At 75.4% G+C, this 16,643-nt stretch carries 15 protein-coding genes and 1 pseudogene; 2 read left to right on the forward strand and 14 right to left on the reverse strand.

Features of this window, described 5'->3' with window-relative positions; genetic code table 11:
* The 10 genes from E4P41_RS18335 to E4P41_RS18380 form a co-directional block, all read right to left on the reverse strand.
* A partial coding sequence (locus tag E4P41_RS18335; RefSeq protein WP_209307790.1) for a GTPase occupies positions 1 to 789 on the reverse strand: 789 nt, incomplete at its 3' end.
* Positions 786 to 2,483 carry a GTPase domain-containing protein gene (locus E4P41_RS18340; protein ID WP_135142691.1) on the reverse strand — a complete coding sequence of 566 codons (1,698 nt, stop codon included), beginning with the start codon at positions 2,481 to 2,483 and terminating at the stop codon, positions 786 to 788. The genes E4P41_RS18340 and E4P41_RS18335, both read right to left, overlap by 4 nt.
* Positions 2,484 to 2,625: 142 nt before the next feature.
* Positions 2,626 to 3,258 (reverse strand): PilZ domain-containing protein, encoded by a 633-nt coding sequence (locus E4P41_RS18345; RefSeq protein ID WP_135142692.1) that lies wholly within the window; start codon positions 3,256 to 3,258, stop codon positions 2,626 to 2,628.
* Between the two features lie 305 nt (positions 3,259 to 3,563).
* A complete protein-coding gene (locus E4P41_RS18350) occupies positions 3,564 to 3,800 on the reverse strand; it encodes a hypothetical protein (protein WP_135142693.1) in 237 nt (78 codons plus the stop codon).
* Between the two features lie 65 nt (positions 3,801 to 3,865).
* Positions 3,866 to 5,416 carry a phospholipase D-like domain-containing protein gene (locus E4P41_RS18355; protein ID WP_245177467.1) on the reverse strand — a complete coding sequence of 517 codons (1,551 nt, stop codon included), beginning with the start codon at positions 5,414 to 5,416 and terminating at the stop codon, positions 3,866 to 3,868.
* A 4-nt stretch (positions 5,417 to 5,420) separates the two neighbouring features.
* Positions 5,421 to 6,125, reverse strand: coding sequence for an NYN domain-containing protein (locus E4P41_RS18360; protein ID WP_245177468.1), 705 nt, complete (start codon positions 6,123 to 6,125; stop codon positions 5,421 to 5,423).
* 206 nt (positions 6,126 to 6,331) lie between these two features.
* Entirely contained in the window at positions 6,332 to 8,428 is a 2,097-nt protein-coding gene (locus tag E4P41_RS18365; protein WP_135142694.1) for an EAL domain-containing protein, read from the reverse strand.
* Between the two features lie 130 nt (positions 8,429 to 8,558).
* A complete protein-coding gene (locus tag E4P41_RS18370; RefSeq protein ID WP_135142695.1) occupies positions 8,559 to 10,205 on the reverse strand; it encodes an acyl-CoA dehydrogenase family protein in 1,647 nt (548 codons plus the stop codon).
* Between the two features lie 126 nt (positions 10,206 to 10,331).
* Positions 10,332 to 11,582 carry an MFS transporter gene (locus E4P41_RS18375; protein ID WP_209307791.1) on the reverse strand — a complete coding sequence of 417 codons (1,251 nt, stop codon included), beginning with the start codon at positions 11,580 to 11,582 and terminating at the stop codon, positions 10,332 to 10,334.
* A gap of 351 nt (positions 11,583 to 11,933) precedes the next feature.
* Entirely contained in the window at positions 11,934 to 13,160 is a 1,227-nt protein-coding gene (locus tag E4P41_RS18380) for an HNH endonuclease signature motif containing protein (RefSeq protein WP_135142696.1), read from the reverse strand.
* Positions 13,161 to 13,309: 149 nt separating this feature from the next.
* Here E4P41_RS18380 and E4P41_RS18385 point away from each other — a divergent pair, with 149 nt between their 5' ends.
* Positions 13,310 to 13,846 (forward strand): GNAT family N-acetyltransferase, encoded by a 537-nt coding sequence (locus E4P41_RS18385; protein WP_135142697.1) that lies wholly within the window; start codon positions 13,310 to 13,312, stop codon positions 13,844 to 13,846.
* Here E4P41_RS18385 and E4P41_RS22340 read toward each other — a convergent pair.
* The 3 genes from E4P41_RS22340 to E4P41_RS18395 form a co-directional block, all read right to left on the reverse strand.
* Positions 13,818 to 13,955 (reverse strand): hypothetical protein, encoded by a 138-nt coding sequence (locus E4P41_RS22340; RefSeq protein ID WP_167761168.1) that lies wholly within the window; start codon positions 13,953 to 13,955, stop codon positions 13,818 to 13,820. The two genes, E4P41_RS18385 and E4P41_RS22340, sit on opposite strands and share 29 nt — an antisense overlap.
* Positions 13,952 to 14,227 (reverse strand): cupin domain-containing protein, encoded by a 276-nt coding sequence (locus tag E4P41_RS18390; RefSeq protein WP_167761169.1) that lies wholly within the window; start codon positions 14,225 to 14,227, stop codon positions 13,952 to 13,954. Before E4P41_RS18390 ends, E4P41_RS22340 begins: the two co-directional genes overlap by 4 nt.
* A gap of 70 nt (positions 14,228 to 14,297) precedes the next feature.
* A complete protein-coding gene (locus E4P41_RS18395) occupies positions 14,298 to 15,572 on the reverse strand; it encodes a competence/damage-inducible protein A (RefSeq protein WP_135142699.1) in 1,275 nt (424 codons plus the stop codon).
* Positions 15,573 to 15,705: 133 nt separating this feature from the next.
* On the opposite strand from E4P41_RS18395, the gene E4P41_RS18400 reads away from it, so the two are divergent.
* A complete protein-coding gene (locus tag E4P41_RS18400; RefSeq protein ID WP_135142700.1) occupies positions 15,706 to 16,422 on the forward strand; it encodes a hypothetical protein in 717 nt (238 codons plus the stop codon).
* Positions 16,423 to 16,438: 16 nt separating this feature from the next.
* Here E4P41_RS18400 and E4P41_RS22780 read toward each other — a convergent pair.
* A pseudogene (locus tag E4P41_RS22780) lies at positions 16,439 to 16,643 on the reverse strand (hypothetical protein); the annotation flags it as partial.

Consider the following 16,643-nt stretch of genomic DNA (forward strand, 5'->3'; position numbering starts at 1 on the left):
TTGCGCCGCCAGCGCCGTGGCCGTGGTCCGGACGTCGGCGGTGAGCCGGTCGGTCGCCGCCCGCCGGGCGGACACCCGCCGGGCCAGGTCGGCGCGCAGCTCACCGAGGCCGGCACCGGTGCGCGCGGAGAGGGCCAGCAGCGGCGTGTCCGCCAGCCCCTCGCGGTCGAGCAGAGCGCGCAGGTCGGCCAGGCAGGCGCGCGCGGCCGCGGGGTCCAGCCGGTCGACCTGGTTGAGCACCACGAGCAGCACCCCCGCGTGCCCGGCGAGCGGCACGAGGTAGCGCTCGTGGACGGCGGCGTCGGCGTACTTCTCCGGGTCGAGCACCCACACCAGCACGTCGACCAGCTGCACCAGCCGGTCGACCTCCAGCCGGTGCTCGAGCTTCACGCTGTCGTGGTCGGGCAGGTCGAGCAGCACTAGGCCGTCCATCGCCGGCTCGGGGGCGTGCCGGTGGCGGCGGGGGACCTGCAGCCAGTCGAGCAAGCGGTCGGTCGCGTCGTCGCCACCCCAGACGGTGGCGTGCGCGACGCCGGTGGTCGGCCGTCGGACACCGGGGGTGCTCACCTCGCCGCCGGACAGCGCGTTGAACAGCGTGGACTTGCCGCTGCCGGTGGCGCCGGCCAGGGCCACGACGGTGGCGTCGCCGAGTGCCCCGCGGGCCCCCGCCTTGGCCAGCAGCCCGCGGGCCCGCTCGAGTTCGGGCACCTCGAGGCGGTCCCCGCCGACCTCGACGGCCTCGCGGAGGGCCGCCAGCCGGTCGGCCAGCGGCGGCGTCCGTCCCCTCATGCGCGGTCCCGGGCCGCGGTGAGGGCGGCCGCAGCGGCCCGCAGGCCGGCGGCGTCGTCCGGGCCCGGCCCGGCGGCGTCGACGAGGGCGTCGAACCGGCCCTGCTCGTAGCGCAGCAGGGCGTCGGCCCGGGCCTGCAGGTCCTCCCGCGCGCGGGCGGCCAGCGAACGGACGGCGGCGTCGCCGAAGACCGCCTCCAGCAGCCGCTGGCCGACGGCGGTCGTCCCGCCGGCGACCGCCACCTCGCCGCCCGTCAGCCCGCCGGTGTGCGCGAAGACGGCGACCATGACGACGGCGCCGGTGCCGTTGACTCCCCACGAGAGCACCCGGGCACGGGTGCGCCTGCCCGCGCCTTCGTCGCGGACCAGGTCGAGCACGTAGCCCTGCCAGTCGCGGACCTGCGCCGCGGCGGCCTCGGGGAAGTCGGGCGAGACCCGGTCGAGCTCCGCGTCGGCGGCCGCCAGCAGGGCCGGCCCGCCGGGCAGCGCCCGCCAGGCGGTGACGGTGCGCTCGGCGGCGCGGTCGGCCTCGGCGCGCAGCAGGGTCTCGACGCTGGTCTCCAGCGCCCCCTGCAGCTCGTCGGTGGGCGAGGGCCGGCCGGTGAGCGCGGCGGTGACCCGGTCCCGCAGCCGACCGACGGAGCTCTGCAGCGAGCGCATCCACTCGCCGGTGCCGACGAACTCCTGCCAGCGGGCGAGCACCTCGCCGCGCAGCAGGCTGCCGCTGCGCACGCCCTCGTCGACGCCGTCGTAGGCGGCGGTGTAGGCGGCCGCGGCCGCCGCGCGCAGCGTCGTCGCGGCCTGCGCCTGCTCCTCGACGGCCGCGGCGACACCGGCCACCCGGTCCCCCAGGCTGGCCAGCGCCCCGGTGAGCGTCTGGCGGACGACGGCGGCGCGCTGCTCCTGGTCGGCGGCGAGCGCGTGCAGCCAGTCGCGCAGCGGGGCCACCTGGTCCTCGGGGAGGAGGCCGTCGACCAGCGGCCGCTCCTCGACGACGAAGAGGCGGGCGGCCGCCAGGCCGGCCCGCTCGAGCATCCCGGCGAGGTCGGGCGCGATCTCGGCCGCGGCGTCCGGCGGCACCCGGTCCAGGACGACGGCCAGCGCGGTGCCCCGCTCCTGCGCCGTCCGCAGCATGTCCCACGGGACGGCGTCGGCGTAGCGGGCCGCGGTCGTGACGAAGACCCACAGGTCGGCCGCGGCCAGCAGCTGGGCGGCGAGCTCGCGGTTGGACTCCACGACCGAGTCGACGTCCGGGGCGTCGAGCAGCGCCAGGCCGGGCGGGACGTCGTCCCGCGCCACCAGCTGCAGGGTGCCGGGCCCGCCGGCGCCGCCGGTGACCCGGGCCAGGCCGGGCAGCACCCGATCCCCCTCGAAGGCGGACACGTCGGCGCGGGCGCAGACGAGCACCGGCGCCCGGGTGGTCGGCCGCAGCACGCCGGCGGTCGTGACGCCCGCCCTGATCAGGCTGTTGACCAGGGTGGACTTGCCGGCTCCGGTCGAACCGCCGACGACGGTGAGCAGCGGGGCGTCGAGGTCGCGCAGGCGCGGCAGCAGGTAGTCGTCGACCTGCTCGACGACCCCGCGGGCGGCCCGGCGAGCGGCCTCGCTGCCCGGGGTGGCCAGGCCGAGCGGGGCGGCCGCGACGGCGTCCCGCAGGGCTGCCAGGGCCTCGGGCAGGCGGGCGGGGATCGTCACGCCCCGGGGACTATCCCGCTGGTCCGGCTTCTAGTCGGACTGGCGGGCGCGCTCCCGCCGCAGCTCCTGGAACACCCGCCTCCTCAGCCGGTCCCTCTCCACCTCCGGGGAGGGCGGTCCCGATCGTCCGGGACGGGTCTCCTCAGTCTCCCGCGCGGGCGCGTTCCTCGCGCATGGCCTGGAAGACCCGGCGGCGCAGCCGGTCCTGCTCCTTCTCGGGCAGCCCGACGAAGCGCAGCGACATGCCCCAGCGGGCGCCGCGGGTCTGGTGCCGCACGACCTCGGCGCGGGCGGCGATGGCGCCGTCCTCGAGGTGCACGGTCAGCGGGACGACGCTGCCCGGCAGCGGGGGGTTGCCGAACGCGTCCATGACGACGCGGACGCCGCCCTCGCTGAGGTCGAGGACCTCGCCCTCGAGGTCGGCTCCGTTGATCCCGGCGGTGAGCGGCAACGCGAGGCGGACGCGGACGGCCTCGCGCCGCTGCATGGGCTCGGCGGGCCCGACGACGGCCAGGTGCCAGCGGGGGACGGCCCCGCGCTCGACGGTCGAGACCTCCGCCGGCAGCGCCCAGCCGCTGATGGAGTCGCGCCAGAAGACCCGCACCGGGTCACCGACCCGGACGACCTGCTGCTCCACGAACTCGCTGACCGATGGGCGCACGACCAGCGTGCCGGCGTCGGCCCGCTCGACCCGGGTGCTCACCGAGACCGGGTGGTCGCGGTGGGTCACCTCGGCCTCGGCGTTCGCCTCGGGGCGGGTGACGCCGGTGTCCATCGGCTCCTCCGCTCCCGGTTCCGTCGTCGCGACACGGTGTTGCGACGGAACGGTAACCCGATCGGGCGCGCGATCCCTGCGTCGGTGCCCGTGTCGGTCCCCCGGGCGGGTGAGGCCCGGACGGGACCCACCGGCCCGGCCCTCGGCCCTCTCCAGGGCGGCCCGCTGCAGGTAGAAGGCCTCGCCCCTCTCAGCCCTCGCGAGCTCGGACCGAGCCTCCGGGCGAGGCCAGCACGAGTGGCGGGGGCAGGACGCCCCCGTCCCGGGTCCCGCCCCGAGCCTGCGAGGGGTGGGGGGTCCTTCTGCTACGCCGAGTCGCGGACCGGGGTGTTCCCGTGCTCGTGCCGGGCGCAGTGCGCGCAGCAGTAGAAGTGGCCCTCGACGACGACTCCGTGGCCGATGACCTTGCAGCCGCAGTGCTCGCAGACCGGGGCCATCTTGTGGATCGCGCACTCGAAGCTGTCGAAGGTGTGCCGCGCACCCTGCGCCACCACCTCGAACGCCATCTCGTAGTCGTTGCCGCAGACCTCGCAGACCGCCATGACCCCTCCTCGTCGTCCGGGGTCGTCTCCTTCCCCGGCGCGGCCCGCCGGACACCGACGCATCGTCAGTGGCGGCGAGCTCCCCGGCCCGGGAGCCGCGGGTGGAAGCTGCGGCGCACCCGCTGCCACCGGTTCGGCGTCCGCTCGGCGTCGAGCAGCTCGGTGCCGGCCAGTGCCTGCTCCACCGCACCGAGGTCCGGGGGAGTGAACGGCACCAGGGACCGCCCGATCGGCCGGCGCAGGCTCTCCACGGCCTGCAGCAGCGACCCGCCGCAGGCCTCCAGCGCCTCGGCGACCGCGGACGGCGGCACGCCCAGGTGCTCCCCCAGCAGCCGGTTTCGCAGCCCGGTGACGACGGCGGCCAACTCGTCGTGGCGCGGGTCGCCGGCGCGCACCTCGATCGAGACGTCGCACTCGCTGTCCAGCCCCATCGAGCGGTTGTTGAGGTTGGACGAGCCGATCCGCAGCAGCCGGTCGTCGACCACCGTCACCTTGGCGTGCACGTAGATCGGCCGCCGTCCCTCGGTGACCGGCACGTACAGCCGGAACCGGCCGTGGACGTCGGCCTCCCCCACGAGCCCCAGCAACGTGGCGCGGGCGCTGCCCATCGCCTTCTCCTCCAGCCACCCGTGGGCGCTATCGGGGTTGACGACGACGAACTCCGGGCCGTCCGGCTCCCGCAGCCGCTCGGCGATGGCCTCGGCGATCCGGCGGTTGGCGAAGTACTGGCTCTCGATGTAGACGGTGCGCCGGGCCGCGGCGATCGCGGCCAGCCACAGCAGCTCGATCTCGTGCACGAGACTCGTCCCGCCGTGCTCGGGTCGGGTGCGGGAGATGGCGACGTCGACGTCGGTGATCAGCGGCTCGACCTCCGGCGGCCAGCAGGCCTCGACGTCCTCGACCGGCTCGAGGCTCCGTCCGGTGCCGCTCTCCCACCGCTCCCGTGCCAGATCCCCGAGCGCACGGGCGGCGGGGCCGGAGACCAAGCTGGTGACGTCGTGCCAGGGCCCGGTGAGCCGGTGCGAGGAGGGACGGCGGCGCAGCGGCTGCCGGTCGAGGTGCTCGGGGGTGTCCCACCGGTCGGCGGTGACGTCGATGCCGCCGGCGAAGGCCAGGCAGTCGTCGATCACCACGATCTTCTGGTGGTGTGCGCCGCCGACCGGATGGTGCGGATCCACCGTCATCGTCAGCCGGTCGGGGGTGCGCCGGTCGAGCAGCACGATCGGCATCAGGCCCCGGCCCAACGCGCTGATCACGCCGTAGTCCCAGACCAGGACGCCGATCTCCAACCGGGGATTGGCCCGCACGGCCTCCTCCAGCACCCGGCCGAGCTTGTCCGGCCGCCGTCCGCCGCCGCGGCGTCCCGACCGGCGCGGGTCCATCCGGATCCGCGGGTCGAAGTCCCACCCGATGAACAGCACCCGGCGCTGGGCGCGGAGCACCGCGCCCCGCAACGCGGCGAAGTAGTCGGCCGCGTCCACGAACACGGCGTGCCGCTCGGCCCGCTCGATCCGCCAGCACGTCTCGCCCGGGACCAGCAGGTTCTCGGTGGCGACCGGCCCGGTGCCCTCGTCGAGCACCGGGTCCGCCGTTGCACCGGGCTCCTGGTCACGCACCACGTCAGCCGTTGCGGCGGACGTAGGAGGACACGAACTCCCGCAGGCTGCGGGTGGGCCGGAGCCACGCGCCGTCCGGTGGCAGGGCGTCGAGCCGCACCCGGTCCAGCGGGACGGCGAAGGCGCCGGGCACGTCCTCGATGTCGATGAACTCGAGCAGGTCCGACCCGATGGCGTAGCCGGCGACCTCGCTGAAGGCCACCACCAGCACCTGCGTGCCGGCGCGGGCGAGCTCCTCGAGCGGCTCGGCGAAGTTGCGCCCGTCGCCGGAGAACACGACCAGCCGGCGCAGCCGGTGACTGTGCCCGCGGACCTCGATGTGGTCGAGCATCGCCTGGTCGATGTCGTCGTCCGGCTGGGACTTGGGCCGGGCGAAGACCGCGTAGCCGAAGCCGCGCAGCGCCTCCACCCAACCGCGCATGCTGCTGACCACCGGCGGGATGTTGGCGAAGACGCACGCCTCCACCTCCGGGGCGTCGGCAGCCAGGCCACCGCCCGCCGCACCCCCGCCCGCTCCCTCGACGAACCAGGCGGCGATCGCGTCGAACCGGGGGCGCGACGCCGCCGTCGGCCGGGCCCCGATCACCGTCGACAGGGTCATGTCGATGTTGGGCGCGTCCCAGATGAGCAGGTCCAGCGTCGGGCGGGCCCGCCCGTCCGGGAAGTCGGCGTCCGCTGCCGTCTCGGGAGCCAGGTCCAGGTCCGTCACGTGTCCTCCTAGCTGGCGCTCGTCGTGACACGTGCCAGACGTCCGTGCTGAGTCCTCGGGTGACCTCGCAAGCTCGGTCCCCTGGGCAGTCTGCCTGGTCGGAGCCGGTGCGGGGGACGGTGGATCACCCGTGCGTGGCGGACCGGCCGGTGCGGTCGCCCGCCGGGGTGTCCGCCGACGCAGCCGCCGGGCCCGCTCGGCGCCGCTCAGCGGCTGCGGGTCTGCAGCGCCAGGGCGCACGAGTCGCCACCGGCCGCCCGCACCCGGGACGCCCACCGGGGGACGTCGGACGCCGGCATCGGATGGGCCAGGAGATAGCCCTGGGCAAGGTCGCAACCGGCCTCGCGGACCATCTGCAGGTGCTCGGCGGTCTCCACGCCCTCGGCGACCGAGCGGATGCCCAGGGTGCGGGCGAGCGAGACGATCGCGGCGAGCACCGCCCCGGTGCCGCCCGCGGCCAGCCGGGCCGCCGCGGTCAGCAGCGAGCGGTCGATCTTCAGCGTCCCGATCGGCAGCGCGAGCAGCTGGGCGAGGGAGGACCAGCCGGTCCCGAAGTCGTCGATGGCCACCCGGACGCCGAAGCCGCGCAGCACCGCCAGCTGGTCCTCGGCGCGGGTCGGGTCCTCGGCCACGCTGGTCTCGGTGAGCTCGAGCACCAGGTTCTCGGGGTCCAGCCCCGAGTCGTGCAGCGCCACCCGCACGTCGCGGACCAGCGTCTCGGCGGAGAAGTGGCGAGCGCTGATGTTGACCGACATGCGCAGTGCCAACCCCTGCTCGGCCCACGTCGCGGCCTGCCGGGTGGTCTCCCCGAGCAGCCACCGGGTGATCGGGATGAGCTGGCCGGTCTCCTCGGCCACGGAGAGGAACGCGTCGGGGGTGAGCAGCCCGCGCTCGGGGTGCTGCCAGCGCAACAGCGCCTCCACGCCCTCGATCTCCCCGGTGTCCACACGGACGAGCGGCTGGTAGTGGACGACGAACTCGTCGACGGCGCCGTCCCGCAGTCGGTTGGCCACCTCCAGCCGCCACCGTGCCGCCTCGCGCAGGCCGGGCGAGAACACGTGGACACGGTCGCGACCGGCGCCCTTCGCGGCGAAGGCGGCGGTGTCGGCGTCGCTGAGCAGCTCGTGGGCCCGGTCGATGCCTGGCTGCGCGGCGGCGACGCCGATGCTGGCCGAGAGGGGCACCGAGATGCCCGCGACGTGGAAGGGGCGGGCGAAGGAGGTCTGCAACCGGAACGCCAGCGCCGCCGCCTCGGCGGTCTCGCAGTCGCGGGCCAGGACCAGGAACTGGTCGCCACCCAGTCGGCCGACGGCGTCGCCCGGGCGCACCTGCTCGGCCAGCCGGCCGCCGACCTGGCGCAGCAGCTCGTCACCGACCTCGTGGCCGAGGGAGTCGTTGACCGTCTTGAACCCGTCGAGGTCGAGGAAGAGCAGCGCCGCCCTGCCGGAGCCGCGCCGCAGCGCCTCCCCGATCAGCTGGAGCAACCGGGCGCGGTTGGGCAGCCCGGTGAGGTCGTCGTGGCCGGCCTGCCAGGCGAGCGCCTCCTGGTCGCGCACCCGCTCGGTAATGTCGGTGTGGGTGACGATGATCCGGTCGGAGGCGTCCACCCGCGCCGCCTGCAGGCGGTACCAGGCATGGATCGGACCGATCTGCTGCGGGTAGTCGAGGGTGAACGTGGACCCCGCCTGGTTCTCGGTGCCGGCGAGCCCGCGCAGGCCCGCGGCGATGCACTCGTGGTGCTCGGTGTCGACGTACCGGGCCATCGCGTCCAGGTAGCGCTCGCCGGCACGGGTCGGCCGGTCGCCGCTGCGCTCCAGCTCCTCGCCGTTGGCCGTCCACGCCCGGTTGACCATCTCGATCCGGCCGTCGCCGTCCAGCACCACCGTGGCCGGCGGCAGCGCCTCCAGGACGGCGCCCAGCTGGGCAAGCTCAGCCGTGCGCCGCTGCTCGGTGCGGTGCTGGGCGTCGACGTCGCGGAGGAAGGCGGTGAGGCCGCCGGGGTCGGCGAAGGCACGGATCTCGTACCAGCGGCCCAGCGGCGAGGAGAAGTACTCGAACTCGCGGGCCCGGCCGTCGGCGAGCACCGCGCGGTACTCGTGGTCGATGACGGTGCCGGCCATCTCCGGGAAGCAGTCGAAGGCGTACCGGCCGACCAGGTCTTCGGCGCGGCGGTCGAGCAGCTGCGCCGCGGCCGCGTTCACATAGGTGAAGTGCCAGCTGCGGTCGATCCGGTAGACGGCGTCGGCCACCGCGGAGAAGGGGTCGACGGCGGCAGCGTGCCCAGCCTGGATGTCTCGGTGCACCCCTGCCCGCTCTCTCTCCCCCTGCGCGGCACACGTCGGCCCGCCCTCCCGGGACCGCGCTCCACCCGCCGTCCCACATTCCGGCGCAGGGCGCGCGACGCAGCACCGAGGGTAACCACACGGATGCGATTCAGGGAGTCCGGAGTCGGGCTCGCTCTGCGATCGCGCGGATCGGCGTCCCGGCCGGGAGGGTGCCGAGGACCGCGCCCCAATCGCCGCCGAGGCGGGTGGCGCAGAAGGCGTCGGCCACCTCCGCGGGCGCGTGCCGCAGGAGCAGGGAGGCCTGCAGGCACCGGGCCAGCAGGCCCGCGATCCGCCGGGCGCGGACGGGCAGCTGCTCGCGGTCGGCGAGCTCGGCGGTCAGCCGGACGACCGCGGCGTCCAGCCGGTCGTCGGCGCCGCGGGCGAGGTCGATCTCGGCGCGGACGGCGGCCAGGGCGTCCGAGGAGCGGCCCATCGCCCGGAGCACGTCGAGGGCGATGACGTTGCCCGAGCCCTCCCAGATGCTGTTCAGCGGCGCCTGGCGGTAGAGCCGGGGCATGCCGGACTCCTCGACGTAGCCGTTGCCGCCGAGCACCTCCAGCGCCTCGGCGACCACCGTCGGGGTGCGCTTGCAGACCCAGAACTTGGCGGCCGCCCCGGCGAGGCGGAGGAAGTCCGACTCCCCCGCGTCGACCGCCGCGGCCAGTCGCACCGCGAGCACGGTCGCCGCCTCGCTCTCCACGGCGAGGTCGGCCAGCACGTTCTGCATGAGCGGCTGGTCGGCCAGCAGTGCACCGAAGGCCCGCCGGTGCCGGGCGTGGTGGAGCGCCTGCGTGAGTGCCGCGCGGGTCGTGGCGGCCGACCCGAGGACGCAGTCCAGCCGGGTCGTGTTGACCATCTCGATGATGGTCGGGACGCCGCGGCCGGGCTCGCCGACCAGCCAGCCCGTCGTCCCCTCGAACTCCACCTCGCTGGAGGCGTTGGCGCGGTCGCCCAGCTTGTCCTTGAGCCGCTGCAGCCGGAACACGTTGCGGGTGCCGTCGGGGAGCACGCGCGGGACGAGGAAGCAGGAGACCCCCTCGGGCAGCTGGGCGAGGACGAGGAACAGGTCGCTCATGGGAGCGCTGGTGAACCACTTGTGGCCGGTCAGCGTGTACGTGCCGTCGGCGTTCGGGACGGCGCGGGTGGTGTTGGCGCGGACGTCGGAGCCGCCCTGCTTCTCGGTCATGCCCATGCCGGCGACCAGGCCGCGCTTGCCGGTCGGCTCGGTGAGCCCGAAGTCGTAGGCCGTGGCGGTCAGGCCGGGCTCGTACCGGTCGGCGAGCTCGGGGGCGGCGCGCAGCGCGGGGACGGCGGCGTAGGTCATGGTCACCGGGCAGCCGTGGCCCATCTCGACCTGGGTCCAGCCGAGGTAGCCGACGGCGCGGCGGACGTGGGCGTGCGGCTCATGGCCCGGGGCGGCGGGGTGGGCGGACTGCGCGGCCCAGGGCGCACCGGCGAGGCCGTGCTCGAAGGCCGTCCGCATGAGGTCGTACCAGGCGGGGTGGAACTCGACCTCGTCGACCCGGTGGCCGTAGCGGTCGTGGGTCTTCAACCGCGGCGGGTTCTCGTCGGCCAGCCGGCCCCACTCCTGCGCCTGCTCGCTGCCGGCCAGCGCGCCGAGCGCCTCGAGCGAGTCGAGGGTGGCGACGTCGGCGTGCCGGACGCACGCCTCGGCCAGGGCGGCGTCCCCGGCGATGGGATCGTGGCCGGCCAGCGGCGGGACCTGGTTGGTGACCTCGTGCGTGACGCCCATGGCGGCACGATGACACGGTCGTCCTACCGGACGACACCGCGGCCAATTGCGTCCCCGGCCGCCGTCGAGCTGCTTCGTCGTTCCTCGCGGGACCCTCCGGGCCCACTCGTCACGACCCCTGATTGGTCACCGAGCCGGGACTGCCTCGTCCAGCTCGTCGCCGGCGTGGGCGATGTGGGTGAGCTGGCCCCAGATCAGCGGGAGGAGGACCGCCGAGCCGACGAAGCCGAACCAGAAGGGCCCGGTGATGCCCCACGCGCGGGCGGTCAGGCCGCCCAGCAGCTGGCCGAGCAGGATGCCGCCGAACACGCCCATGCTGTAGAGGCTGCCGACGCGGCCCTGGAGGCGCATCGGCACGGCGCGCATCCGCACGGTCCGCGACGTCGTCCCCCACACGAAGGCGTGCGCGCCGAAGACGAACATCACCACCATCGCGACCCACGCGGTCATGGTGAGGGCGAAGGCCAGGTGGGTCAGCGTCTCGATCACCAGGCCGATGCGCATCAGCGTGGCCAGGCTGGCGCGCTTCTCGAGCCAGTCGTAGGACGCCGTCCCGAGGATGCCGCCCAGGGCGCCGGCCGAGGTCAGCAGCCCGAAGCCGACGGCGCCGAGGTCGAGCTGCTGGTCGGCGTAGAGCACGAGGACCGACCAGGCCGCGCCGTAGGTGACGTTGAAGGTGACGATCGTGAGGGTCAGCGTGCGCACCGCGGCGTTGCCCCAGGTCCAGCGCAGGCCCTCGCGGATGTCGCGGCCCACGTGGGAGCGCCCCGCCGGCCGCTCGCGGGCCGGCAGCCGCATCCGGGACACGAGCAGCGCGCCGAGGGCCAGCAGGAGTGCCTGGCTCACGAACGGCCAGGCGGCGCCGGCGGCGAAGAGGACGGCGCCCACGGCCGGGCCGACCAGCTGGTTCATGGTGAGCCAGCCGGCCATGAGACGGGCGTTGCCGATGCCCAGGTCCGCGCGGGGGACGACCATCGGCAGCAGCGTCGCGGCGGTGGTGTCGGCGAAGACCTCGGCGGTGCCGAGCACGAACAGGGCGGTGAGAACGACGGCGATGCCGACGTCCCCGGTGACCAGTGCGGCGGTGAGCACGACGAGCACGCCGACGCGGGCCAGGTCCACGGCGACGACGAGTCGGCAACGGTCCATCCGGTCGGCGAGGACGCCGGCGTGCAGGCCGAAGAGCAGCCACGGCAGCCGCTGCAGCAGGGCGCCGAGGGCGACCAGCAGCGGGTCTTGCGTCTGGCTGGCGACCAGCAGCGGTCCGGCCGCGACGGCGATGCCGTCGCCGAGGTTGGTCGCCCACGAGGAGCCGACGAGCCAGCGGAACGGCGTACCCATCCGCGCAGGCAGCACCGCCTCGACCAGCCCCCGCACGGCTACGGACTCTAGGCAGGCCCTGGACGGCCGTCGCCGCAATTCCGCCAGACCCCGCTGCTGCTCCTCCAGGACCGGTTCCGCTCCCCCAGGTTCCGCAGGTTCCAGTCCTCCAGGGCCACTCCTCCAGGGCCACTCCTCCAGGGCCACTCCTCCAGGGACACTCCTCCAGGGACACTCCTCCAGGGACACTCCTCCAGGGGCCCCCTCCGGCCCTTCAGGGCACGCTCTGGTCCTCCAGGGCCCGCTCCAGCGAGTGGCGACGTGCAGCGGCGGGCGCGCAGGCACGGCTGCCGCGCGTTCCACGTGGAACGCGCGGGCAGCCAGGAGTCGTGCAGCGTCGAGTGGTGGTTAGGCGGCAGTGGTGAGCGGTGGTCCGCTGCGGCCTGGTCCGATGAGGATCTCGGTGCCATCCGGTCGCCAGGTGCGCCATCGCCCGTCGGGTTGTCGCTCGACCCGGAAGCCGTGGTGGGCCTTGGTGTGATGCCGCTCGCAGAGCAGGGCGGCGTTGTCCAGGTTCGTCTCGCCGCCGTCGATCCAGCTGAGCAGATGGTGCATGTCGCACCACCAGGTCGGCGCGCCGCAGCCGGTGAACACGCAGCCGCCGTCGCGGATCTCGGCGGCCCGGCGCAGGTGCGGCGGGAACAGCCGCACGGTGCGGCCGACGTCCAGCGGCATCCCGTCCGGGCCCATCACCACCCGGGTCACCCGCCCGTCGCAGGCCAGCCACCGGGCGCGGGCGGCGGAGATGACCGCCCCGAAGCCCATCTCGCCCGCGCCCGGGCCGGTGGTCGGGTCGGCCAGGTCCTCGACGCCGACCGTCACGATCACCTGCGGCTTGTGCCCGCGCAGGATCGGCAGCTGACCGGCGGCGAGCTGGTTGTCGCACAGCTGCACCAGCGCGTCGGCCTGCTGCTGGGCTCTGGTGCGCTCCTCTGCGGCACAGCGGCCGGCCTGCACGATCGACTCCAGCGCCGCCTGCAGCTTCTCCCCGCCCACCGCGTCCAGGTCGAAGCGGCCGGTGATTCCGCCGTCCGGGCGCTTGGCGATCACTAGCCGCCGGCCCTCGGTCGGGTCGGGTTCGGGCCCGTCGGCGTCCAGGCGGTCGAGGTAGTGGTGCACCGCCTTGGCGGTGTCCGCGTGCGGAGCCGTCACAGCCACCCCGGTGAGCAGCTCGTCCACCACGCCGAGGTCGACGCTCTGCTCCGCGGCCAGGGCCAGGGCCTTCGGCTCGGCGACCTGGGCGATGACTGCGGCCTGCCCGCCGGTGACTTCACCGGCGGCGAATGCAGCGGCCATGCCCGGCAGGTGCGCCAGCGCTCGGCCGGTGCGCACCACCCGTGCGGCCTCGGCCTCCGACAGGTGCCCGTGCCCGCGCAGCCAGGAGGTCATGACCTTGAGCCCGTCGACCTCCGCTGCCCCGCTGACCTCGCACTCGCGCACCGTGCGGGCGACCTCGGCGGCCAGCCGGTTGTGCGCCACCAGCAGCGGGCGCAGCCGCTCCAGCAACGCCGGGCCGAACATCGGCGCCAGATCCTCGCCGGCCAGGGCGTCCAAGGCGGTCAACAGCTCGTCCACGACGCCTCCCACCGCCTCGAACGCATGTGCGAAGCCTAGCCGATCCAGCGCCGGGCAGCAACGCGTATCCGCTGGTCAAGGGGCCATCCACAGGAGTCCGACACGTCTTGACACTGACTCGCGACACCGCCGCGAGCTACCGTGCGCCCGTGCACCTGGAGACCGAGCGACTGCTCATGCCGCCCCTCTCCGGGCTGCACGCCGCGGCGCTGACAGAGGTGTACGCCGAGCCGGAGATAGCTCGTCACATCGGAGGTGCCGCGCTCGACGCGGAGGGCACCGCCGCCCAGGTGCGACGCTTCGAGGCGGTCTGGCGCGAGCACGGCTTCGGCCAGAGCGCGCTGGTCACCCGGGTGTCCGGCACCTTCGTCGGCCGAACCGGGCTGCACCCGTGGCCGCAGTGGGACGAGGTCGAGCTGGGTTACGTGGTCGCCCGGCGCATCCAGGGGCGAGGCCTGGCCACCGAGGCCGCACGAGCCTGGCTCGACGTCGCCTTCCGCCGACTCGGGCTGCACCGCCTCACCGCGGTCATCCACCCGGACAACGCACCCAGCCGGGCCCTCGCCACCCGGCTCGGTTTCCGCGTCCACCGGAACGACATCACCCCGGCAGGCGTCCCGGTGGTGGTCTACGAACAGCTCGCGCCGTCCCAGCGGATCAGCCGAGCGGGCGGACCAGACTGTTGATTCCCAGCCGGGCCAGCGTGGCGTAGCCGAACACGACCGGCGTCGGCTCGCGCTCAAGGCCCGTGCCCGACGGTGCTGCCCCCTGGCGTGACCTCGCGCGCTCGGTCACGGTGACTCCTCGGCAGGCAGCGGCCGGACCCGGCACTGCACGACCACGGCCAGCAGGCCCTCGTCGGAGCCCGACGCATGCTCCTCCCCCGGCGACCACAGCGCCCCCTGCCCGGCCGCCAGGGGGCAGCGCTCACCATCGGCGCCGGACACCCAGCCGCTGCCGGAGACCACGAGGAACAGCTGCCACAGCCGCGTCGGGTGCCGCCCGATGCCACCGCCCGGCGCCAGGCGGACGACGTCGACGGCGAACCCGTCCTGCGGCTCGTGCACGAGCCCCGCCCCGGCTCCCTCCAGGGCACCGCCCCGAGCTCGCGAGGGGTGGGGAGGAGGGGGTCCTTGCTCATGCGGGCGGCCCGCCCAGCAACAGCTGCCGCAGCATGTGCATCGCCAGGGTCACCGACCGGTGCCGCACCGCCGACCGCGAGCCGGGCAGCACCACCGACCGCGGCAGCCCCCCGGAGGACGAGCCGACCGCGCAGAGGTGCACGGTGCCCACCGGCTTCTCCGGCGTCCCGCCGCCGGGCCCCGCGATCCCCGTGATGCCGACCCCGACGTCCGCCCCGAAGCGGGACCGCGCCCCCTCCGCCAGCGCCGCGGCCACCTGCGTGCTCACCGCGCCATACGACGCCACCATCTCCGCCGGGACGCCCACCAGCGCCTCCTTCGCCGAGTTGGCGTAGGACGCCACCCCGCCCAGCACCCACGCCGAGGACCCGGCCCGCTCGGTCAGCCGCGCCACCAGCAGCCCGCTGGTGCACGACTCGGCCGTCGCGATGGTCAGGCCGCGGTCGCCCAGCGCCGACGCCACCAGGTCGTCGACCGTCGGTCCCGTGGAGAACAGCGTCCCGGCGTGCGCCTCCCGCACGACATCCACCAGCCGGTCGTACTCGGACTGCGCCTCTGGTCCGTAGCGGGTGACGACCTCCAGCTCGCCGTCCCGCAGGCACGTCGTGATCTCCAGGCCGGGGAACTCGTGCTGCCGCAGCGTCGCCGCCAGCTGCGACTCGAGCGTCCCCCAGAGCCGCAGGGTCTCCTGCCGCAGCTCGCTGCGCCCGGCCAGCGCACGCTGCACCGGTTCGGCGGCCAGCGCCGCCGGCCACATGCCCTGCAGCTCCGGCGGCGGCCCCGGGAGGACGACGACCACCGGCCCGGTCCGTCCCTGCGCCGGGGGGACGACGAGACCGGGCGCCGTCCCCACCGGCGGGAGCACCGTGGCGCCGTCGGGAACCAGGGCCTGCTTGCGGACGCCCGCCGCGGTCGCCTCCGGGTCGGCGCGCCAGCCGCGGCGGGCCGTGAACCGCTCGACGATGCCGGCGATCTCCCGCTCCAGCACCGGGTCGACCGCCGACGGCCGGCCCTGCGCCTCGCCGACGAGCTGCGCGGTCAGGTCGTCGGCGGTGGGGCCCAGCCCGCCGGAGGTGATGACGACGTCCTCGCCGGCGAGGAAGCGCAGCGCGGCGCGCAGGTCGTCGGGACGGTCTCCCACGACGAGCACCGCGCCGACGTCGACCCCGAGGCGGCGCAGCTCCTCGGCCAACCACGGGCCGTTGCGGTCGGTGACCCGGCCGGTGAGCACCTCGGTCCCGGTGACGACGATCCCTGCGCGCACGGCCACCCGGCCGACCCTAACCAGCCGCTCGGCCACCCGCGTTTCCTGCCGGACCCCGGAGTGCCCGGCCGATACCGTGCCCGGGGACGAACCGGTCCGCCGCCGGACCGTCGCCGCCCGCGTGCAGCGAGGAGGAACCGTGACGCACCCGACTCCCACCCCGGAGCCGCCGGCCCCACGGGACCCGGCCGACCCCGGCACCCGGGAGATCGAGGTGGGCACGACCGTCACCGCCACCGGCACGCACCAACTGCCCCGGGTGGACGCCGACCCGCTACCCAGCGGCGTGCAGGCGACCGGCCCGGTCGACTCGCTGCCCGGCCCGCCCCGCACCGGCACCCCGCCCCCGCCGCCCCCGCCGCCCCCGCCGCCCACGCCTCCCGGAGCCATTCCGGGCCCGGGCACCCCCGAGGCCCCCACGAGCGCGGACGTCCTCGGCCTGTCGATGGCCGCCCCCGAGGCACCCCGGCCGGCACGGACCCCGCGCAGCCCGCAGGAGCGGACAGTACTCGCCGGCACCGGCCTGACCGCTCTCTCCCAGGTACTGCTGCAGGTGGGCCTGACGCTGTCCTTCGGCGACGCCCCGCTGTGGTCGACGGTGACCCTGTGGTCGCTCTTCGCCACGCTCGCGGCCCTGCTCGGCCTGCTCCCGTTCGCCGGCCGGTTCGTCCCCGCGGCCCGGCCGGGGGACGACGCGGCGTGGCGAGTGGCCGCCGGCGGGCTGACCGGCGTCGCCGTCTTCTGGGTGCTCGTCGTGCTGCCGCGCGTCGACAGCGACCGCGGTTTCGTCCTCACCGCCGCGCTGGCCGCCCTCGGCGCCGCACTGTGGGTGGCCCCGGGCCGCAGCCGCGGCTGACCGCCGGGGTCAGGCCTCAGTCGTCGCGACCGTTGCCCCGACCGTTGCCCCGGCCGACCCCGTGGGCGTTCCCCTTGCCGTTGCCCGGACCCGCCTCCCCGCCGTCCTCGTCCTTCCCCTCGTCGTCGTCCCCCTCGTCCCCCGCGTCCCCGGCGGGCCCGGGGGCAGGCGCCGGGGCCGGGGCAGGCGCGGGCGCAGGGGCCGGCGCGGGGGCAGAGATC

Origin of the sequence: Geodermatophilus sp. DF01-2, from assembly GCF_004571065.1 — a bacterium.
GTDB lineage: Bacteria > Actinomycetota > Actinomycetes > Mycobacteriales > Geodermatophilaceae > Geodermatophilus.